This window comes from Crenobacter caeni, from assembly GCF_010435965.1.
Lineage (GTDB): Bacteria > Pseudomonadota > Gammaproteobacteria > Burkholderiales > Chromobacteriaceae > Craterilacuibacter > Craterilacuibacter caeni.
Map to the genome: position 1 here is coordinate 16090 of NZ_JAAGAA010000009.1, position 20389 is coordinate 36478.

Sequence of the window (20389 nt, forward strand, 5' to 3'; positions counted from 1 at the left end):
CATGATTCGCACCATCGAGGAGCAGTGAATGCAATCGTTGAAGTACAAGTTGCTGGCCGTCAGCGTGCTGCTGCTGGTTACGCTGGCAGGAGGGTTGTACTGGGTGTCGTACACGCAGATGCGCGAGGCGATGATGGAGGCGGCCGCCGGCGAGATCGCGTCGATCGCAGAGGGCGAGGCCGGGCTGGTGGGAAATTGGCTAGACGAGCGAAAGCGTGCGCTGCAGGCTCTCGCCGAGCTTGCGCCAGCTGAGGAAGACCCGGAAACGCCAGTTCGTGTCAGGTTGGTGACCAGTAGCAGCAATTTTGCCGATATCTTCCTGATCTATCCGGATAACCGTTCGGTGTTTGCGTCCGGCTGGATCCCGACTCCTGATTTTGTCGGCACTGAACGCGCATGGTTCAAGGCTGCGCGCTCGGCTGGCAAGCCGGTGGTGACCACGCCGTTCACCGACGCGCGTACCAAGAGGATGATCGTGACTGTCGCAACACCTGTCGCGGGAGGGGGCGTGGTCGCAGGTGACGTGTTCATCGACGCCCTGGTCAAGCAGTTGCAAGCAAGGCCGCTCAGGGCGGACGGCTTTTCCTTTTTGGTAAGCCGGGACGGAACCCTGATTGCTTACCCCGAGGCTGGGCATGCCGGCAAGAAGCTTGAAGAGCTTGCCGCAGGTCTGGATGTCGAACGTCTGCAGCAATTGGCCGAAAACCGGACTACGCAGGTGTTTGAAATCGGCGGGGAGCGCAAGGTGATCGGCATACAGTCCGTGGCGGGTAGTGAGTGGATGGTCGGCCTGGCCATGGACGAGGCACAGCTATATGCCCCGATCAGCCGCCTCAGCTACACCTTCGGTGGCGTGATCGGAGCCCTCCTGCTGGTGTTGCTGGCCACAGGTTCCGTCGTGATCAGCCGCATGCTGGGTGGCTTGTCTGTCTTACAGGATGCGATGCGAGACATCGCCAGGACCAACGACCTCTCGCACGCCTTGCCGGTGAAGGGTCGTGACGAAATCGCCCAGACTTCCGCAGCCTTTAATGCCTTTGTCGCCAGTTTGCGCGAGTTGCTGCAGAGCCTGCGCGCGGGGGCCGGCCAGGTCGCGACCGGTGTCGGCGGAGCCAGCCGTCTGGTCGGCGGGGTGGCCGGGGGCGCACGCGCGCTGGCGGATGCCTCAAGTACCAATGCGGCGACGCTGGAGGAGATTACCGTCAGCATCGCGCAGATCGCCGACGGCGCGCAGCAGGCCGATACTCTGGTGCGCAGCACTCAAGGCGAACTGGAGGCGAGCGCACAGGGGATGCGCAGCCTGTGTGTCGACATGGAAGGCACGGCAGGGACGGTACGTGCGCTGGAGGACGTGCTGGGCGTGCTGGGCACCCGTTCGCAGGAGATTTCCGGCATCACCGACGTGATCCGCGACATCGCCGACCAGACCAACCTGCTGGCGCTGAACGCCGCGATCGAGGCGGCGCGTGCCGGCGAACAGGGCCGCGGCTTCGCGGTGGTCGCCGACGAGGTGAGAAAGCTCGCCGAGCGCACCGCGCAGGCGACGCAAGAGATCGCCGGCATGGTCTCGACCATCCGCGAGGAGACCGCGCAGGCGGTGGGCGACGTCAACCGTACCGTAGCGTCAGTCGAAGGCGGCGTTGCCGTCACCCGCGAGGCGGCGGCCCAGATCGAGCGCATCCGCCGCGCAATGGGCGAGGTGGTCGCCAAGATGGGCGAGATCAGCCACTCGACCAGCGAGCAGCAGGTGGCGACCACGCAGATCGCGCAGAGCACCGAGCAGATCAACGGCCAGGTGCAGGAGAACGATTGCAGCCTGCAGGGCATCAGCACGACGCTCGGCGAACTGGACACTGCGGCTCGCCGCATGGACGCCGAGTTCGGCCGCTTCCGCTTCTAGCCTTACGGTGCGGTCGGCCCCAGCGTCAGGTAGACGCTGCGCAGCGCCGCCGCTCCGGCCTCCCTTTCTAGCGCCGCCTGCCCGGTTACCGGGTAGGCGGTATTGTTTTGGGCGACGATGTCCTGCGCGGCGAGCAGCTTGCCGATATTGCGTGCGCGCGCCTCGGCGAGCGTGCGGGTGGTGCCGCCGGCCTCGTTCAGGCTCGCGTGCGCGGTGATGACTACCCGGGTGACGCCCCAGCGCTTGAGCGCCCAGACGCTGGCGTCGAACTGGCGCGACGCGTCGGCCGACAGCGAGTCTGCATCCGCGTCGAACAGGAGCGGCGGCAGCGCCGACACCGGCGGCACCACGCGGACCCGGTAGCCCGCGAATTTGGCCGCGAGCTGCCGCTCGGCCTCCTGCAGGGCCGGCAGGGAAGGCGCCGCGTCCGGCAGCAGGTAGACGGTCAGCGTGCGCGCGGCCTCGTCCTGGATCAGCCCGGACACCCGGGCCGGCAGCAGCGCGTCGACGCTGGCGCGCATGCTGCTGCCTTGCGCCTGGCTGCGCAGCAAGGCCGCGACCTGCTGGGTGAGCGCCCGGTCGCTGCGCGCGGTGTCGGTATTGGCGACCAGCTGGTCGACCGAAAGCGCTGTCGCGCGGCCGAAGCGCGCATCCAGCACCGCCTCCAGCTTTTTGGGCAGCGCCTCGTCGAAGTGGCGGGTGAGCACGATCAGTTGGATGCGCGGCGCGGTGTCCCCCGGCGTCTGCTGCACCGTCAACTGCTGGATGCGGGTGTCGGCCGGCAGCGTGTTGCTGACGATGTCCTGCACCTGGCGCGACAGGATCGCCTGGTTGACCGAGCTGTCCAGCGTGCGCACCAGGGGGATGGACAACAGCGCGAGCACCAGCGCCCCCACCGCGCCGCGCCACGCGAAGTCGGCGGCGCGCGGCCATTTGCCGAAACCGTACCATAGCGACACGCCGGCGACCGAGAAGGCGATCGCCAGCATATTGGTCAGGAACAAGAGGAAGGCGCCGGAGAAGATCTCCCACGACGCGTTGGCCCAGCCGTAGCCGCTGGTTGCCAGAGGCGGCATCAGCGCGGTGGCGATGGCGACGCCGGCGAAGGTGCCGCCTTGTGCGCGGATGATCGAGAAGCCGGCGACCAGCCCGGAGAACACGGCGACCAACAGGTCGAAGAAGTTCGGGTTGGTGCGCGCGAGAATCTGCGCGGTCGGCGGGATGAACGGCGAGATGGTGACGATGCTGTAGCTGGTCACCAGCGCCGCCGCGACGCCGAAGGCGAGCGCGACGCCGGCGCGCCGCCCGCTGACCGGGTCGGTCTTGGCGATCGCGTAGCCCAAAAGGTTGATCGGCCCCATCAGGGGCGCGATCAGCATCGCGCCGATCACCACGGCGGCCGAGTCGAGCAGCAGCCCCAGCGTCGCGATCGCGCACGAGACGAACACCAGGAACACGAAGGCCGGCGTCAGCTCGCCGTTCTCCTGCATTGCCCGCTCGACCGCGGCGCGGTCGACGTGCGCCTTGTGCCGCCCCCACCACTCGTCGACGATTGTCCCGAACAGGCTGCGCACCGCCATGGCCGACTCCACTTTGCTGACATCGATGGGTTATTGTGGATCAATTCTTATGCATTTTCATGGTCAACATGCAATGACAATCAAATTGCATGGAATGCGTATCAAATACATAATGCGCGCCAAGCGTCCGATCGAGGCGCCGACCATACAGAGGGGAATTCCATGCGTACACTCAAGGCGCGCCTGATCGGCGTCAACGCGCTGCTGCTGGCGCTGTTTGCCATGCTGCTGTTTGCCATCGTCTTCATGCAGGTCCGCAGCATGGCGCTGCAGGGCATCGCCAGCGAGCAGTTCACCACGCTCAAGGGACAGACCATCCTGATCGGCGACTGGGCGCGCGACAAGCAGAGCGTGCTGCTGGGCCGCTCGCAACGCTACGACAACGAAATCAACACGCTGGGGCGCGACCCGCAGTGGTTCCTGACGCAGGGCATGCAGGAAGGGCGCTTCATCGACCTGTACACCGGCTTCGCCGACAACAGCGCGCAATTCGCGTCGGGCTGGGTGCCGCCGGCGGATTACGCGGTGACCAGCCGCGGCTGGTACCAGCAGGCCCGTTCGGCCGGCAAGCTGGTGATGACCGACCCCTATGTCGACGCCGACACCAAGGCGATCGTGATCACCGCCGCGGTGCCGCTGCCAGGCAGCAATGGCGGCGTGCTCGCCGGCGACATCTCGATGACTGAGCTTGCGCGCACGCTCGCCTCGCTGCCGGTCGGCGGCAACGGCTTCAGCCTGCTGGTCGACAGCAAGGGCCATCTGATCAGCGCACCGGACAAGTCCATGCAGACCAAGCCGCTGACCACGCTGGTCCCCGCGCTGGACGGCGCGGCCATGCAAGCCGCCAGCGCCAGCAGGGAACTGACCGAGGTGGCGGTCGGCGGCAAGGCGATGCTCGCGTCGGTCGCCAAGGTCGACGGCCTGGGCTGGTACATCGTGGTGCTCAGCGAAAAGGCGCTGGTGCTCGCGCCGCTTGAAGCGCTGTTCATGACGCTGGCCGCCATGACCGCCGGCGCGTTCCTGTTGATGCTGCCGCTGTCCGGGCTGGTGCAGGGGCGGATGCTCGCCGGCCTGACCCGCTTGCGCGACGCGATGGTCGAGATGGCCGGCGGCGAGGCGGACCTGACGCGCAAGCTCGCGGCCGACGGCAACGACGAGATCAGCCAGACCGCGCAGGCGTTCAACCGTTTCACCGCGCAACTGGGCGAACTGTTCGTCCAGCTGCGTGCCGAGGCGGCGCAGGTGGTCGGCGGCGTGGCCAGCGCCAGCAGCCGGGTCGGCGAGGTGGCGTCCGGCGCCAGCCAGATGGCAGCGGCGTCGGCGGCCAATACCTCGACGCTTGAGCAACTGGGCGCGAGCATCTCGCAGGTCGCCGCCGGCGCCGGAGAGGCCGATTCGCTCGTCAAGTCGACCGGGCAGGCGCTGGAGTGCTGCGCCGACGATATCCACGCGCTCGCCGGCGACATGGAAAACACGCTGGGCTCGGTGCGCAGCCTCGAGGCGATGCTGGGCGTGCTCGACCGCCGCTCGCAGGAAATTTCCGGCATCACCGGCGTGATCCGCGACATCGCCGACCAGACCAACCTCTTGGCGCTGAACGCGGCGATCGAGGCGGCGCGCGCCGGCGAGCAGGGCCGCGGCTTCGCGGTGGTCGCCGACGAGGTGAGGAAGCTTGCCGAGCGTACGGCCAGCGCGACGCAGGAAATCAGCAGCAAGGTCGGCGCCATCCGCGAGGAGGCGCGCCGCGCTGCCGACGACGTGCAGGGGACGGTCAGCGTAGTCGGCGACAGCTCCGCGCGTACCGACGAGGCGGCCGCGCGCATCCAGAGCGTGCGGGCGTCGATGCGCCAGCTCTTGCAGCGCATGAGCGAGATTTCCGGCTCGACCAGCGAACAGCATCACGCCTCCGGCGAGATTGCCCGCAGCACCGAGGCGATCAACAGCCGCATCGTCGCCAACGAGGGCGCCTTGCAGGACATCAACGCGACGCTGGCACGGCTCTCCTCGCTTGCCGGGCAGATGGACAGCCGCTTCGGCAAGTTCCGCGTGTGAACCGGCTACCGGGGCCGCCCGTTAGGGGCGGCCCCGCGCTCTCCTGATCCGTCTGTTTCTTAGAGCGGCGTCAGCCACTTGCCGGGGTTCATCAGCCCCTTCGGGTCTAGCGTGCGCTTGAGCGCGCGCATGGTTTCCAGCGCGACCGGGTCCTTGTAGCGGGCAAGCCATTGTCCCTTGAGCTGGCCGACGCCGTGCTCGGCGGCGATGCTGCCGTGGCAGGCGGCGACATGCCGGTAGACGATCTCGTTGACTGCCGCCTCGTCGTCGAACAGCGCGGCGTTATCCGGCCGGGTGTGGCTGACGTTGTAGTGCAGGTTGCCGTCGCCGGCGTGGCCGAAGCAGGCGACGCGGCAGCCGGGGAAGGTTGCGGCGAGCTCGGCGCCGCAGGCGGTTATAAAGGCGGGGATCAGCGAGGCCGGCACGCCGATGTCGTGCTTGATGCTCGCACCCTCCAGCCTCTGCACTTCCGAGATGTCCTCGCGCAGCCGCCACAGCGCCAGCCGCTCGGCCTCGCTCTGCGCGATCACCCCGTCGACCATGTCCTGCTCGGTGAGCCAATCCACGAAGGCGTCGGTGAGCAAAGCCTCGTCGCCGCTGTCGGACAGTTCGATCAACAGCGCCCACGGTGCGATAAAGGGCAGCGTGTGGCCGTGTTTCTCCAGCAGCCGCTGGCAACCTTCCTCGATCAGCTCGAACGCGGTCAGCCTGTCGCCGAAGCGCGCCTTGAGCAGCGACAGGTAGCCGATCGCCTGCTGGCTGTCGGCGACGCCCAGCCAGGCGGTGGCGCGCGCGCTCGGGCGCGGGAACAGCCTGAGCGTGGCGGCGGTGATGACCCCTAGCTGGCCTTCGGCGCCGATAAAGAGCTGCTTGATGTCTAGCCCGCTGGTGTCCTTGCGCAGGCCGCAGAGCAGGTCCATCACCCGCCCGTCGGCGAGCACCACCTCCAGCCCCAGCGTCAGCTCGCGCATGGTGCCGTAGCGCAGCACGGCGAGGCCGCCGGCGTTGGTGGAGAGGTTGCCGCCGATCTGGCAACTGCCTTCGGACGCGAGCGACAGCGGAAACAAGCGGCCCGCCTCGGCCGCCGCCTGCTGCACGGCGGCGAGGGTCAGCCCGGCCTCGACGGTGAGGGTGTCGTTGGCGGTGTCGACTTCGCGCACGCGGGCGAGCCTGGCGAGCGAGAGCAGCAGCGCGCGCCCGTCGGCCATCGGCGTCGCCGCGCCGCAGGTCGAGGTGTTGCCGCCTTGCGGCACCACCGGGATGTTTTCGGCGTGGCACAGCGCGAGCAGGGCGGACACTTCGGCGGTCGAGCCGGGGCGCACCAGCGCGCGGCACGCGCCGTGGTAGCGGCCGCGCCAGTCGGTGAGGCAGGCGGCGGTGTCTGCCGCGTCGGTCAGCACCTGCGCAGGGCCGACGATATCGGCCAGCCGCGCGAAGAGTTCGGTGTCGTTCATGGGGTTTCCTTTGAGCGCGAGGCGAGGGCCGCGGCGGCAAACGCGAGCGGCACCGAAACGAGCGCCGGGTTGGCCAAGGGTTGCAGCGGCGCGTCAAAACCGAACACCGCGACCCATACGCCGGGGCCGGCGACGATCAGCATGAGCGACGCGGCAAGGCCGGTGGCGAGCGTCGCGGCGGCGCCTGTCGCGCTCAGGCCCGGCCAGTACAGCGCGAGCAGCAGCACCGGGAAGTTGGCCGACGCGGCCAGCGCGAAGGCGAAGCCCAGCAGCACCGCGATGTTCTGCTGCTGGAAGGCGATCGACACCGCTGCGGCGGCGAGCGCAAGCGTCAGCGCGCAGCCGCGCACGAAGGCGAGGCCGCGCCCGGGTAGAAGCTCGCGGGTCAGTGTCGCCGTCGCCGACAGCGTCAGCCCGGCCACCACTGCGAGGATGGTCGCGAAGGCGACCGCGGCGACAAAACCCGCGAACAGCGGGCCGCCCAGCAGTTGCGCGAGGTGCAGCGCGGCCATATTGCTGCCGCCCTTGAGTGTGCCGTCCTCAGCGAAGAATTCGGCGTGGCCGGGCAGCAGCGCCAGCGCGCCGAAGCCGTCGATGAAATTCAGCGAAAACACCAGAGCGATCAGCAGGGTCGCCACCCGCGCCGCGCCCTGCGCACGCCGCGCGTCCGGTGCGCAGTAAAAGCGCATCAGCACGTGCGGCAGGCCGAGCAGGCCGAGCGTCAGCCCCAGCCCCAACGACATCAGTTCCAGCGGCGAAGCAAGCGCCTTCGACGGCAGGAACACCGCCTCGCCGCGCGCGGCGGCGGCCGCGTCGAACAGCCCACCGATCTGCCAGTCGAAGCGCGCCATGGTCAGTGTGGCGAGCACCAGGGCGCAGCCGACCAGCAGCAACGCCTTGATCGCCTGTACCCAGGTGGTGGAGAGCATGCCGCCGCCGGCGACGTAGGCGAGGGTGAGCAGCGTCACCAGCAGCACGGCGAGGGTGTAGTCGAAACCGAATAGCAGGCCGAGCAGCTTGCCCGCGCCGACCAGTTGCACGACAAGATAAAACAGCGAGATGGTGAGCGACACGCCCGCGGCGAGTTTGCGCGGCGCGGCGTCGCCGAAGCGTTTGGCGAGCAGCTCGCCGACGCCGAACACGCCTTCTTCGCGCATCCGGCCGGCGATCAGTTGCGTCATCAGCGGCCAGCCGGCCAGCGTACCGACCGCGTAGGCGAGCGAGTCGTAGCCGGCCTGGTAGTAGAGGCCGGCCGCGCCGAGGAAGGCCGCAGCCGACAGGTAGTCGCCGGCCAGCGCGAAGCCGCCGAGTGCACTGCCGACGCGGCCGCCGGCGCTGAAGAACGCGCCTGCGGCGCCAGTACGCCGCGCTGCCCAGTGGCTGAGCGCGAGCGTGGCCAGCGCGAAGGGAATGAAGAACGCCAGCGCCGGGCTCATCGCGCCGCCCTTGCCGGCCACAGGGCCAGCAACAACAACAGCGCGAATGCGGTCAGTGCCAGCAGTACCGAAACGGGCCAGGCACCGGCACGCGCGGCGAGCCAGCCCGGCTGGAGCGCGAGCAACAGGTAGTAGAGCGCCGGCACGGCGGCGGTCGCAAACAGACGGAACATGTGTTTATCAGGGCGTGGGTGTGAACAACTTGAAGAACGGCGAGGGCTCGACGCCTGCCGGCGCGTGCAGGGTGAGCTGCTGCTGCGCGCGGGTGAACGCGACGTAGGCGCGGCGCTTCTCGTCGGCGAGCGGTGCGCCGGCGAGCGGGAACAGGCCTTGCGATAGCTGGCAGACCACCACGTGCGGCCACTGGCGGCCCTTGGCGTGGAACACCGAGCCGACCGCGAGGTGGCGCTCGGGCGATTGCTGCGCGCGCCAGTGCGCCAGGTTCAGCGCCTCGCAGCGTGCGAGCCAGCTCGTTGCGGTTTCTCCGTGGCGCCCAAGGTGGGCGACGAGCGCGCGCCAGGCGTCGACGCGGCTCGTCGCCGCCTCGCCGGCCGGCGCGAACGCGGCGAGCGTCGCCTCCAGCTGGGTGTCGCGGGCGAACGCGGCCAGCAGCGGCGCAAGCTTGGCGTCGGGGGCGGCCGCGGCAAGCTGGCCGAGGGCCGCCTTCAGCGCGGCCTGCGCCTTGGCCTGCCGCGTATCCAAGGGCGCGGGCAGCGCGTCGACCAGCATCAGCAGTTGCGGCCAGTCGCCGGTTTCGGCCGCGAGGGCGGCGAGCTCGCGCCCTTCGTCGGCGGACAGCGCGAGCGCGGGCAGCGAGGCGATGCGCTGGGCGAGGCGCTCGCGGCGCTGGCGCTCGTAGCCGGCCTTGCGCGGGTCGCTGTCGGCACCGTGCGCGCGCCAGGCGGGCGCGGCCAACTGGGCGAGCGCCTGGATCAGCGTGCCTTCGCCGCCGCGCCAGCACGGCCAGCCGTCCAGTGTGTAGAAGGGACGGCGCGCGTCTATCAGCGCGAGCTGCACGGCGACGGTCGACGCGCGGTCGCGGCAGATCAGCGCGGCGCCGTCGTGCAGGGCGGCGGCGAGTTCGGGCAGCGGCGCGCGGCTTGCGTCGATACGGGTCGGCCCGCCCGCACCGGTCAGCGGCGGCAGGCCGCGGCTGCGTAGCGGCGCGACCAGGCCGGCTAACCCGGCGCCGAAGCGGAAGGACACGGTCAGCGGCAGCACGGTCACCGGCGCGAACGCCTGGCGGAACAGCAGGAACACCGACGGCGCATCCGCCCCGCGCCACGCGTACAGCACCTGGTCGCGATCGCCGACCGCCAGCACGCGGCTAACGCCGCCGCTCCACGCGGCAAGCCAGGCAAGCTGCAAGGCGCTGGTATCGTGGAATTCGTCGATCAGCAGCACGTCGCAGGCGAGCGTCGGCGCTGCGGCGAGCGCGTTTTCGTCAAAGCCCGCCATCAGGTCGTGGCAGGCGTCCTCGACCAGCCTAAAGCCGAAACCGTTATCGACGCGATGGATGCGGCGTAGCCGCTCGTATTCGCGCCACGCCTGCCACACGCTGGCCGGGCGGCCGAGGGTGGCGGCGACTTCTTCCTCGTCGGCATCTTCTAAAAGATCCGCCAGCCGGCCCTGGCGGATCAGGCGGAAGCTGTCGAGCAGGTCGATCAGCGACGCGGTATCCATGGGCAACTGCACGGCGTCGGAGCCGGCATTGGCCTCGTTGACGCGGCTGACCACCGCGGGCAGCACGGTCTCGACCACCCAGTCGCGCTGCACGCGGCGCGCGTCGTCGATCAGCAAGCGGGCGGCCTCGCCGACGCACACCTCGTCGAAGGTCTGCACGGCGACGCTGCCGATATCGTGCCGCGCGAGGGTGGCTTCCAGGCTGGCCTTGCCGCTGCGGCTGAAGGTCAGCGCGCGCACGCGCTTGCCCTCGCGCACCGCGCGCGCGGCGGCGAGCGCGAGCAAGGTGGTCTTGCCGCTGCCGGCGGCCGCCTCCACCAGCAGGTGGCCGCCCGCGCAGTCGAGCACCGCCTGCTGTTCGGGCGACGGGGAGAGGGTGGGGCTCACTTCTGCCACCAGGTCTTCACGTTGACGAACTCGTACAGGCCGAACTCGGAGAGCTCGCGCCCGTAGCCGGACGCCTTGACGCCGCCGAACGGCAGCCTGAGGTCGGAGCTGGTGTAGCGGTTGATATAGACGGCGCCGGCCTCGATGCGCGCGCCGAGCGCGCGCGCGCGGTGGGTGTCGGCCGAGAAGATGCTGGCGCCCAGGCCGAACGGGGTGTCGTTGGCGACGCGGATCGCCTCGTCTTCGTCCGCCACGCGGATCACGCTGGCGACCGGGCCGAACACCTCCTCGTGCCAGACGCGGCAGCGCGGGTTCACCGCGTCGAGCACGGTCGCCGGGTAGTAGAAGCCGGCGCCGCCGCTCATCTGGCCGCCGCACAACAGCCGCGCGCCGTGCTGGATGGCGTCGAGCACCTGGGCGTGCAGCGCCTCGCGCAGGTCGGCGCGGGCAAGCGGGCCCAGCGTGGTCGCCGCATCGGTTGGCGGCCCCAGGCGTAGCGCACGCGCGTGTGCGGTGAAGCGCTCGACAAAGGCGTCGGCGATCTCGGGTACGACGATCAGCCGCTTGGCCGCGTTGCAGCTTTGCCCGGCGTCCCGGAAACGCGAGTGTGCAGCCTCGTACGCCGCCTCGTCGAGGTCGGCGTCGGCCAGCACGATGAAGGGGTTGCTGCCGCCCAGTTCGAGCACGCTTTTTTTCAGGTGGCGGCCGGCGAGGCCGGCGATCACGCGGCCGGTCGCGGTCGACCCGGTAAACGCAACCGCGTCGCTCAGGCGGATCGCGTCCTCGACTTCTTCGTTGGCGAGCCAGGCTGTGTCGAAGGTGGCGATGCCGCTGCCTTGCACGATGTCGGTGAGCAGGCTGCTCGCGAGCGGCACCGACGGCGCCGGCTTGACCAGGCAGCCGTTGCCGGCGATCAGCGCGGGCACCGCGAAGCGCAGCACCTGCCACACCGGGTAGTTCCACGGCATCACCGCCAGCACGAGGCCCAAGGGCTCGAAGCTGACGCCGCTTCTGCTTGCCTGCGTCGGGATGTCGCGCGCGGCGAGTAGGCGCGGCGCAAGCTCTGCGTAGTAGCGGATCAGCTGGACCGACTTGTCGATCTCGGCGAGGCACTCGGCGGTGCGCTTGCCGACTTCCAGCGTCACCAGCGCCGCCAGTTCTTCGCGGCGGCGCTCGAGCGCGTCGGCCATCGCGCGCAGGGCCGTAGCGCGGTCGGTCACGGGCTGCGCCGCCCAGTGTGCACGTGCCTCGCGCAGGCGGTGGACGCAGGCGGCCAGTTGGTCGGCCGTCCACGCCGGACGGGTATGTACCACCTCGCCGGTGGCCGAGTTGCAGCTGGTATACGCGTTCATGCGGGCAGTGTAATGGATAGGCGGCGGCCGATGAAGCGCGCGTAAGCGTGGCGCCGCCCGGGGCCGGACAAGCAAAAAGGCAGGGGATGCCCCTGCCTTGGTCCTGTGTGGCCTGCTTGCCGCGTCAGACGAGGCCGAGCGGGCGGTGGCCGGTGAGCAGATAGTCGATGGTCTCGCGCACCGAGCGGATCTGCTCGCCGAACGGCAGCGGGTCCTTGCCGCGGAAGAACAGCCCCTTGCTCACCTCGCCGCGGTAGGCGGCGGCGAGCTTGAGGTCGATGCAGAACTGGCCGATCTTGGACAGGCCGTCGCGCAGGCCGCACACGGTCAGGCAGTTCAGGTTCTGCGTGCAGCGCGCCGGGTCGGCCTTGGCGTTCGCCTGTAGCTTGTCCAGACGCTTGAGGTAGCTCTTCAGGAAGGGCGTCATCACGCCGCGCGCCGGCAGGCCGGCGACCGACATGAATTCAGTGATGTCTTCCGGACGGGCATTGGCCAGCGTGTGCTTGAAGTTGTCGTGCGCGTCGCCCTCGCGGGTGACGGCAAACGCGGTGCCGACCTGCACCGCCGACGCGCCCCAGTCGTTCAGCGCGGTCTTCACCTTGGCGAAGTGGCTCATGCCGCCGGCGACGATCAACGGGATCTTTTCGCTCTCCAGCTGCAGCGAGCGGAAAAGCTCGTGGGTTTCCTCGAGCACGCGCTTGAAGCTGAAGCGCTCGTCGGACAAATCCTCGATGCGCGCGGCGCCCAGGTGGCCGGCGGCGTGTGCCGGGTGCTCGATCACGATGGCGTCGGGCAGGCGGCCCTTCTTCATCCAGCGCTTGAGCACGATGCCGATGCCGCGCGACTCGGACAGGATGGGGATCAGCGCGACGTCCGGGTGCTCGGCGGCCATCTCCGGCAGGTCCAGCGGCAGGCCGGCGCCCATCACCACCGCGTGCGCGCCGGATTCGCAGGCCTGGCGCACGTAGGCGGCGTGGCTGTCGACCGCCTTCATCACGTTGACCGCGATCAGGCCCCGGCCGTCGGCACGCGCGAGCGCGCCCTTCACTTCGCGGTCGAGCGCGATCAGGTTCAGGCGGTCGAAGTCGGCCTGCGCCTTGGCGTATTCGGACTCGGCGACCAGGTCTTCGTGCAGGTGGCGCAAATCGACGCTGGCGATGGTGCCGACTGCGTTCTCGCGGGCGACGGCGCCGGCGAGCGACTTGGCCGAGATGCCGACGCCCATCCCGCCCTGGACGACAGGCAGCAACTGGCGGTTACGGATGGTCAGCGCGGGAAAGCTCGAATGCATGTAGGGAGTCCGGACGATGGAGCAAGAGCACTATTCTGGGTGCGGAAAAACCAACGGCATTTGATCTGGATCAAACAAAGAGCAAAGACTCTACATCGGATAGCTTCCGCTTGCTGTTTTCGGAACCTTGTTGCATTTATGCGCTCCATATCCAATTCGCACGAAAGATCTGTTGTTGATATTTATTGATTGACTAGATTGAAGTATTATTTTTAAACATCGCTTGCGAATGTTAAGCGTGGCAATGGAAAAGGACGGAAGATGGATACGCTGAAGGCGCTGATGGTTTTCATGACGACGGCCGAGAACGGCAGTTTTTCGGACGCCGCCCGCAAGATGGGGGTCTCGCCTGCTGCAGTCAGCCAGAGCATCGCCCGCCTCGAGCAGGAACTCGAGGTGCGCCTGTTCAACCGTACCACCCGCCAGCTGACGCTGACCGAGGACGGCCGCCGCTTCTACGCGCAGTGCAAGGGCCCGGTCAACAACCTGGACAACGCGATCAGCCAGCTCAAGGCGAGCCGCGACGAGCCGGCCGGCCACCTTCGCGTGAGCATGCCCAACAGCTTCGGCCGCCGGCTGGTGCTGCCGCTGATGGGTGAATTCTGCGCGCTCTACCCGAAAATCCGCGTGTTCTTCGGCCTGGACGACCAGTTCAGCGACCTGATCGAGGACGGCTACGACGCGGGGATCCGCTTCGGCATGCTGCCGGACAGCCGGATGACCGCGCGCAACCTCGCGCATATCCCGCTCTACGTGGTCGCCTCGCCCGCGTACTGGGACAAGTACGGCCGGCCTTCCAAGCCGGAAGACCTCTCCCAGCACGACTGCATCAACTATCAGTTCCCGACCTCGGGCCGCCTCTCCAAGTGGGAGTTTCTGTGCGACGGCGAGCGCACCCCGGTCGATGTCACCGGCACCTACACGGTCAACGAGGTCGAGGCGGTCGCCGAACTCGCGCGCCTGGGGCTGGGCGTCGCGCAGCTGCCCGGCAGCGAGGTGATCGGCATGCTCAGGAGCGGCGAACTGGAGGCGGTGCTGCTCGACTACGTGTCCGAAGAGCGCTCGATCTACCTGTGCTTCCCCAACCGCGAGCACACCGCGCCGCGTACCCGCGTGTTCGTCGACTTTGTCGTCGAGCGCCTGGGCGAGCACCCGGACGTGCTGGCCCGCTGGCCGCTCTGACCCGTTGCGCCCGCAAGAAAGGCCGCCCGTTCGGGCGGCCTTTGTCATTGGGGCAGGGTGCGCTTACGCCGCCATGAAGCGCGCGAGCGGCGTCTCGCTCCAGTCGACGCTGTCGAGCAGGTTCTTCACGATCAGGCCCAGCTCGGTGTCTCCCTCGATGGTCAGCTTGCGGTTGAAGAACAGCGTGTCCGGGTCTTCCTCGCGCAGCATCATGCGCGCAAGGTCCGCCGCGTTGGCGGCGAAGCGCAGGTCGGGTTCGGCGTGGCCGTCGTCCAGCACGAAGCCGTTGTCGTCGGCGCCAAAGCGCAGCCTGAGGCCGGCGTCGAGCACGTCGACCGCGAAGTGGCGTCCCGCGAGCAGGCTCATGTCGGCCGGCAGCACGCCGCGCTTGAGCAACTGGTTGAGCAGGGTGACCAGCGCGAGGTTGGGCGGGGTGGCCGGCAGGCGGGAAACCACGCTGGCAAAGAGCGGGGGCAGGGTGAGGTCAGGCACACGCATGGTGGTGTTCTCCGATCGGGTTGATGCCGGCTTCGCCGCGCCAGTAACCGTCGACTAAGCACGCGCCGTCCGGGCGCGGCAGGCTGTCCATGTCGACCGCGCTGCCTGCGATGGCCCGGCGGAACGCGGCGACCACCTCGGCGGTGCCGGTGGCCTGCGGGCTCACCCGCACCGCCGACACGCCGATGGCGGCGATGTCGGTCAGGTGCGGCAGCAGCGCGTGGCAGCCATCGGACATGGTCTGGATGCCGTTGACGGTGAGGAAGCCCTTGCCTTCGCGGGTCGACAGCCGCGCGCCGTCGGCGTGTTCGAGGCACTTGAACTGGCAGTCGTCCTTTTTCAGGTTGTAGTGGCGCGCGGTGAAACAGCGCGCCGACAGCGCCAAGGGCAGGCGGCCCCACGCGAAGAGCTCGGTTTCAAGCGGCAGCGCGCGCGCGCGGCACTCGGCGAGGATGGCGGCGAGCGTGTCGCGGTCCATCTCGACGGGCGGCACCCAGCCCACCGCGCCCATGCTGGCCATCAGCGCGAGGGTGTCGACGTTGTAAATATTGCTGTGGCAGCCGGCGACGAAGGGCACGCCCGCGCTACTTGCCAGATGCACGGCGCCCAGGTCGTTGGTCTCGACGCGCACGCGGCCGTTGCCGACCACGCGGCGCAGCCGCTTGAGGTCGGATTCGCTCTCGGTCAGCGCCTGGCAGCTGAGCACCACGTCGTGGCCGGCGTCGGCAAGCTTGTGCGCGAGGTCTATCCAGTCGCTGGTGCGCAGTTGCTGGCGGCGCGAGCAGACCGCTTCGCCAAGGTAAATGGTGTCGAGCGGCCAAGTGGCCGCCTCTTCGTAGAAGGCGTAGACCGTCTCGCGCGGCCAGAAGAACAGCGAGGGGCCCAGGGTCAGTTTGAGGTTCAATGCGCTCATCGGGGTTTCTTGCGGGTTATTTCCACGGCCGGCTGTACGCGCCGAGCGTCTGCTGCTGTCCTTCGGCCAGCTTGGCCAGCGCCGCCTGCCACGCGGGTTTGACCGAGAAGCGCTGCGGGTTGCGCGCGGCCTCGTCGAGCGCCGCGCGCAAGGTCTGCGTCACCTGCGCGACGTAGGCCGGGCTGCGCTGGCGGCCCTCGACCTTGATCGCGGCGACGCCGATTTCCAAGAGCGACGGCAGCACCTCGAGCACGTTGAGGCTGGTCGGCTCCTCCAGCGCGTAGTAGGTGTCGCCTTCGACGTCGAAGCGGCCCTTGCACAGCGTCGGGTAACCTGCCGCCTCGCCCGCGCCGTAGCGGTCGATCAGGATGCCGTTCAGCCGCGACGCGGTCGCCGCGCCTTCCTGCTCCCAGCGCACGAACTTGGCCGGCGAGCACACGCCGTGGGTGTTCGGCGACTCGCCGGTCGCGTAGCTGGAGAGCAGGCAGCGCCCCTCGACCATCACGCACAGGCTGCCGAAGCCGAACACCTCGATCTCGACGTCGGTGTGCTCGATCACGTGACGCACCTGGTCGACCGTCAGCACGCGCGGCAGCACCGCGCGCACCACGCCGAAGCGCTCGCGCGCAAGGTTGACCGCCTCGTAGTTGGTCGCCGAGCCCTGCACCGACATGTGCAGCCTGAGGCGCGGGTGGCGCCGGCACGCGTAATCCATCAGGCCGATGTCGGCGAGGATCACCGCGTCGACGCCGAGGTCGGCGGCCTGGTCGACGGCACGCTGCCAGCGCGAGATGTCGACGCCCTGCGCGAAGGTGTTGATCGCCATCAGCACCTTGCGCCCCTTGTCGTGCGCGTAGCGGATGCCGGCGGCGGCGGATTTTTCGTCGAAGTTGAGCCCGGCGAAGTTGCGGGCGTTGGTCTCGTTCTTGAGCCCCATGTACACCGCGTCGGCACCGTGGTCGATCGCGGTTTTCAGGGCGGGCAGGCTGCCGGCGGGGCAGACCAGTTCCGGAAGCGGTTTCATGTGCGCGGACAAGGATGCAAACTCCGGCACGTTAGCAGCCGGCGTGCGGATGGGAGTTGTTCTGGATCAAGACAGCGCTGCACCAGTCGGATCAGCCCTTGCAACTTGCCGTCGCGCTGCCGTGCGTGTCTTTATGGCTTTGCTTGCCGAACACCGTCCATTCGATCAGGCTGCCCTTGGCCGCGCGACTTTCGCAGCGCCAGCGGCTCTCGCGGTTGTCCGCTCCCGTCTTGCTGCAGCGCCCGGCGGTCACCTTCGCGCTGAGCGCGTGCTTGTCGCCGCTGACGGTCAGCATGGTCAGGCAGGTGTCGGGTACTGGTACTTCACCGCCGGGGATGGACGCTTCGGGTGGCTGCGCCGTGCAGTCGGTGCGCGGCGAGGCGACTTCCAGCGTGCGCTCGACGCCTTCGGCGTTGTGCCAGCGTACCGCGACGGTGGTGGTGTCGGCGCCCTGGGTGGTGCGGCAGGTGTAAGCGGTCACCGGCACGCTGGTTTCCGGGTGGGCCGGCGCGAAGTCCGCGTTCGCGCACAACACCGGCGCGCACGCCTTGCCTTCTTCCAGCGCGCTTTGCGCAAGATTGGTCGCGTAGGCGTAGTCGCCGGCGTCCTGTTCGTCGAGCAGCAGCGTGCTTTGCAGGCGCAACAGCGCGAGCACGCCGAAAGCCAGTACCAACAGGCTCACCAGGACTCCGATCAGGCTGAAACCGCGCGCGCCTTTCATTGTTCGCCTCCGACGTCTATCCAGCTGCCGGGCAGCGGCCGGGCCGTCACGCCGTCTTCACCGGGGTCGATGCGGTCGAAGTCGAAGCCGTTCGCGGTGCCGAACACGGTCACTGAGCTCATCGGCCGGCCGATCAGGTTGCCGATGACCAGCAGGTTGGCCTGCATCAGCGACAGGGTGCCGGTCATCTTCACGTCGCCGACGATCACGATGTCTTGCGGCTGGCCCTTGGCATCGATCGGGCAGCTACCCGAGAACTCGACCGGCCCGGCGATCACCCACGGTTTGACGCCGCCCTGCGCGCTGGCGATCGCCTGCTGCAGGCGCTTGCAGTCGAGCGGCGTGCCGCTGGCGTTGGGGACGTTGACCGGTGGCGGGTCTTTCTCCAGCGCCGCGCCCCAGTCGGGCAGGCTGTCGTTTGGCGGCGGGTTCGAAGAGCCGGTGTCCTTGTCTTGCCCGACCGGGAAGCACGAAGCGGCCTGTGCGCCGGCCGAGCCGTGCGCCTGGTGGATGCTGCCGAAAAAGTCCAGCGTGCCGGTGACGGCGAGCACCGGGTCGTGTTGCGGCTTGCGGGCGGCCTTACTGCCGTGCTTGCCGCAAGGCAACTCAAGCGCGGGCACGCGCTCGAGCGCGTAGCTTTGCTGGACGCTGACGCGGTGGCCGTCGGCGAGCCCCTCGCTGATCACGCGCAGCGTCTTGTCGTCGACGCGCTGGTAGCGGACGCTGAAGCGCGCGTTGGCGGCAGGCGGAGTGTCGTCGCCGTCGGCGAGGCGGTGCGTCGCTTCGGAGAGCCCCTGTTCGGCGTTGCCCAGCGCGACGTGGTAGCGCTGCTGCGCCTGCGCGTTGAAGTGTTCGAGCACCACATGGCGCGCGCCGTACAGCACGACGAGCGCGGCGAGCGCGAGCAGGCAGACGGTGGCGAGCAGGGTCGCCGCGCCCTGTTGTTTCCTCATCGGCTTTCCTCGGTGATGGCCGGACGGTTGCGCGGGCTGACCGTCGCCTCGAACTGGGCGGCCGGCAGGCCATCGGCGCGGATCAGCAGGCGGATGTCGACGCCACGCTCACCGACCCGGTGGAAGGTCAGCGCGTCGACCGAACCTGCCGAGGGCAGCGTCAGGTCCTGCCAGTCGGCGGCGGGCGCGTCGCAACGCCAGCTATCGCGCGGCACCGCCAGCGACTGCACGCGGCCGGTGCCGTTTTCGGTTTTCAGCCGGAAACCGCGCCACAGGCGGCCGTCGTCGGCCTCACCCGGCGGCGCGGCGTACGCGAACAGCACGCAGTGGCCATCGTCGCCGATGCGGATCTGCCCGAAGTCGGCGGCGTTGCCGCCGCCGGCGTAGCCCGCGCGGCGCAGGTCCATCGCCATGGTGCTCATCGCGGCGTCACCCATCGCGCGCAATGCCGCCGCGCGCCGGTCACGCCCCTGCTGGCCGGTCAGCTGGACCAGGAGCTCGGTGGCCGCGAGCAGCAGCACGAGGCCGATCGCCAGCGCGACCATCAGTTCGATCAGGGTCAGGCCGCCTTGCCGCTTCACCCGCATCGTCCGTGCTCCGCAGTGACAAAGCCGGTCGCCAGCAGGGTGACGCGGCCTGGTGTGCAGCCCGATTGCGACAGCGTGAACACGGCGCTGCCGGGCGCGCCGCCCGCCTGGTAGGGCAGGCCCTTGAGTGGCGAGAAGCGGATCGGGGTGCTGCCCGTTTCCAGTTGCACGCCGCGGTAGTCGGCACCGTCGACGCACAGCCACGCCGCGTCACACGCGGCATTGGCGCGGGCGTCGGCGCGTAGCGTCCATTGCCCGCCCGGCGTGGCGCCCAGCCAGACGGCCTGCTGCGTGGTGAGTGCCTGCTTGCGCGCGTGGCGCAGGGCTTCGGCGACCGCGTCGGTCGCGCCGGCGAGGTGCTGCGCAGCGAACCAGCGCGAGAAGGACGGCGCGGCGACGGCGAGCACGACGGCGAGCACGGCGAGGGTGACGGCCAGTTCGATCAGGGTGAAGCCGGCGCGGCGCTTCATCGCCAGCACGCCCCGGGGGTGCGCACGCTTCGGGTACCGATCTGCTCGAGGCGGATCACCCTGCATGCAGTATCGGACGCCTGTGCACCGGCAGTGTCGGCGCGCGCCTCGACCCAGAACGCGCTGCCGGCGCTCTGGCCGGCGGGCACGCCGGTCGACAGCAGGTAGTGGCCGTCCTCGCTGCGCGCGGGAACGGGCGGCGAGAGTTCGGCGAGGCTCGCCGCGTAATGGTGGCTGAAGCCGCGCTCGCGCACCTGCGCCTGCTGGACGCGGTTGATGGCTACGAGCGCGTCGGCACGGCGCGCCTTCTGCACATAGCCCTGGTAGGCGGGCAGGGCGACGGCGGCCAGGATGCCGATGATGGCGACGGTGACGGCCAGTTCGATCAGGGTGAAACCTCGGGTACGCATCGCCTTATTTTCGCGTGGATTGCTTACCCTTTGAGCATAGTTGGCGCCGCCGTCGCCAGCCCTTTACTGGATGAAGGGCAGCACCAGCTTGGTCTTGGCGACCGCGAAGATATAGAAGAGCAGCGCGAACGAGCCGACCAGCGCCATCTGCCGCTGTGCCAGCGTGCGGCCGCGCTTGAGCGCGACGGTGCCCAGCGCGATGTAGGCGACAAGCGCGGCGAGCTTGGCGACGATCCACGGGCTCGATAGCGGCCAGTTGCCGAGCACGACCAGCGCCGCCGCGCAAGCCACGAGCAGGGTGTCGACCACATGCGGCAGCACGCGCACGAGCTTGTGCTGCAACAGCGGCGAGCCGGACAGCATCAGCCCCCCGCGCAGCGCGAACGAGATCGCGGTGAGGTAAGCGAAGCCGATATGCGCATGTTTGATGATGAGGTAGCTACCCATTCGTTTGTCCTTGCAAGTGGCGTTGTTTGGCGATGGTACACTGACAGTC

At 69.0% G+C, this 20389-nt stretch carries 19 protein-coding genes; 3 read left to right on the forward strand and 16 right to left on the reverse strand.

Translation table 11 applies throughout. The features are described from left to right. Positions 1 to 28: 28 nt before the first annotated feature. Positions 29 to 1900, forward strand: coding sequence for a methyl-accepting chemotaxis protein (locus tag GZH52_RS10465; protein ID WP_163316418.1), 1872 nt, complete (start codon positions 29 to 31; stop codon positions 1898 to 1900). A 2-nt stretch (positions 1901 to 1902) separates the two neighbouring features. Here GZH52_RS10465 and GZH52_RS10470 read toward each other — a convergent pair whose 3' ends face one another. Then, entirely contained in the window at positions 1903 to 3480 is a 1578-nt protein-coding gene (locus GZH52_RS10470) for a DUF389 domain-containing protein (RefSeq protein ID WP_163316419.1), read from the reverse strand. Between the two features lie 162 nt (positions 3481 to 3642). On the opposite strand from GZH52_RS10470, the gene GZH52_RS10475 reads away from it, so the two are divergent. Further along, positions 3643 to 5532 carry a methyl-accepting chemotaxis protein gene (locus GZH52_RS10475; RefSeq protein ID WP_163316420.1) on the forward strand — a complete coding sequence of 630 codons (1890 nt, stop codon included), beginning with the start codon at positions 3643 to 3645 and terminating at the stop codon, positions 5530 to 5532. Between the two features lie 59 nt (positions 5533 to 5591). Here GZH52_RS10475 and GZH52_RS10480 read toward each other — a convergent pair whose 3' ends face one another. From GZH52_RS10480 to GZH52_RS10505, 6 genes are all read right to left on the reverse strand, one after another. Beyond that, complete coding sequence (locus GZH52_RS10480; RefSeq protein ID WP_163316421.1) at positions 5592 to 6986, reverse strand: FAD-binding oxidoreductase; 1395 nt, start codon at positions 6984 to 6986, stop codon at positions 5592 to 5594. Next, on the reverse strand, positions 6983 to 8422 hold the full coding sequence (locus GZH52_RS10485; RefSeq protein WP_163316422.1) for a sodium:solute symporter family transporter: 1440 nt from the start codon (positions 8420 to 8422) through the stop codon (positions 6983 to 6985). The genes GZH52_RS10480 and GZH52_RS10485 overlap by 4 nt, the downstream gene beginning before the upstream one ends. Next, complete coding sequence (locus GZH52_RS10490) at positions 8419 to 8595, reverse strand: hypothetical protein (RefSeq protein ID WP_163316423.1); 177 nt, start codon at positions 8593 to 8595, stop codon at positions 8419 to 8421. The genes GZH52_RS10485 and GZH52_RS10490 overlap by 4 nt, the downstream gene beginning before the upstream one ends. Positions 8596 to 8602: 7 nt before the next feature. Beyond that, positions 8603 to 10492 (reverse strand): UvrD-helicase domain-containing protein, encoded by a 1890-nt coding sequence (locus GZH52_RS10495; RefSeq protein WP_163316424.1) that lies wholly within the window; start codon positions 10490 to 10492, stop codon positions 8603 to 8605. After that, a complete protein-coding gene (locus tag GZH52_RS10500; RefSeq protein ID WP_163316425.1) occupies positions 10489 to 11844 on the reverse strand; it encodes an aldehyde dehydrogenase family protein in 1356 nt (451 codons plus the stop codon). Before GZH52_RS10500 ends, GZH52_RS10495 begins: the two co-directional genes overlap by 4 nt. A gap of 124 nt (positions 11845 to 11968) precedes the next feature. Continuing rightward, positions 11969 to 13135 carry an NAD(P)H-dependent flavin oxidoreductase gene (locus tag GZH52_RS10505; RefSeq protein ID WP_163316426.1) on the reverse strand — a complete coding sequence of 389 codons (1167 nt, stop codon included), beginning with the start codon at positions 13133 to 13135 and terminating at the stop codon, positions 11969 to 11971. A gap of 261 nt (positions 13136 to 13396) precedes the next feature. On the opposite strand from GZH52_RS10505, the gene GZH52_RS10510 reads away from it, so the two are divergent. Then, complete coding sequence (locus GZH52_RS10510; RefSeq protein WP_163316427.1) at positions 13397 to 14317, forward strand: LysR family transcriptional regulator; 921 nt, start codon at positions 13397 to 13399, stop codon at positions 14315 to 14317. A gap of 63 nt (positions 14318 to 14380) precedes the next feature. Here GZH52_RS10510 and ubiT read toward each other — a convergent pair whose 3' ends face one another. The 9 genes from ubiT to GZH52_RS10555 form a co-directional block, all read right to left on the reverse strand. Next, positions 14381 to 14815 (reverse strand): ubiquinone anaerobic biosynthesis accessory factor UbiT, encoded by a 435-nt coding sequence (ubiT, locus tag GZH52_RS10515; RefSeq protein ID WP_163316428.1) that lies wholly within the window; start codon positions 14813 to 14815, stop codon positions 14381 to 14383. After that, entirely contained in the window at positions 14802 to 15728 is a 927-nt protein-coding gene (locus GZH52_RS10520) for a U32 family peptidase (protein ID WP_203525716.1), read from the reverse strand. The genes ubiT and GZH52_RS10520 overlap by 14 nt, the downstream gene beginning before the upstream one ends. Before the next feature lie 16 nt (positions 15729 to 15744). Then, positions 15745 to 16752: a ubiquinone anaerobic biosynthesis protein UbiU gene (gene ubiU, locus GZH52_RS10525; protein WP_163316429.1), complete on the reverse strand. Its 1008-nt coding sequence runs from the start codon at positions 16750 to 16752 to the stop codon at positions 15745 to 15747. 91 nt (positions 16753 to 16843) lie between these two features. Beyond that, entirely contained in the window at positions 16844 to 17473 is a 630-nt protein-coding gene (locus GZH52_RS10530) for a type IV pilus modification PilV family protein (protein WP_163316430.1), read from the reverse strand. Then, the gene (locus GZH52_RS10535; RefSeq protein ID WP_163316431.1) at positions 17470 to 18426 is read right to left on the reverse strand and encodes a hypothetical protein; all 957 of its coding nucleotides are present in this window, start codon (positions 18424 to 18426) and stop codon (positions 17470 to 17472) included. Before GZH52_RS10535 ends, GZH52_RS10530 begins: the two co-directional genes overlap by 4 nt. Then, the gene (locus tag GZH52_RS10540; RefSeq protein WP_163316432.1) at positions 18423 to 19013 is read right to left on the reverse strand and encodes a PilW family protein; all 591 of its coding nucleotides are present in this window, start codon (positions 19011 to 19013) and stop codon (positions 18423 to 18425) included. The genes GZH52_RS10535 and GZH52_RS10540 overlap by 4 nt, the downstream gene beginning before the upstream one ends. Beyond that, entirely contained in the window at positions 19004 to 19483 is a 480-nt protein-coding gene (locus tag GZH52_RS10545; RefSeq protein ID WP_163316433.1) for a pilus assembly FimT family protein, read from the reverse strand. Before GZH52_RS10545 ends, GZH52_RS10540 begins: the two co-directional genes overlap by 10 nt. Further along, entirely contained in the window at positions 19480 to 19893 is a 414-nt protein-coding gene (locus GZH52_RS10550) for a type IV pilin protein (RefSeq protein WP_163316577.1), read from the reverse strand. Before GZH52_RS10550 ends, GZH52_RS10545 begins: the two co-directional genes overlap by 4 nt. A 63-nt stretch (positions 19894 to 19956) precedes the next feature. Beyond that, positions 19957 to 20340 (reverse strand): SirB2 family protein, encoded by a 384-nt coding sequence (locus GZH52_RS10555; RefSeq protein ID WP_163316434.1) that lies wholly within the window; start codon positions 20338 to 20340, stop codon positions 19957 to 19959. Positions 20341 to 20389: the final 49 nt, after the last annotated feature.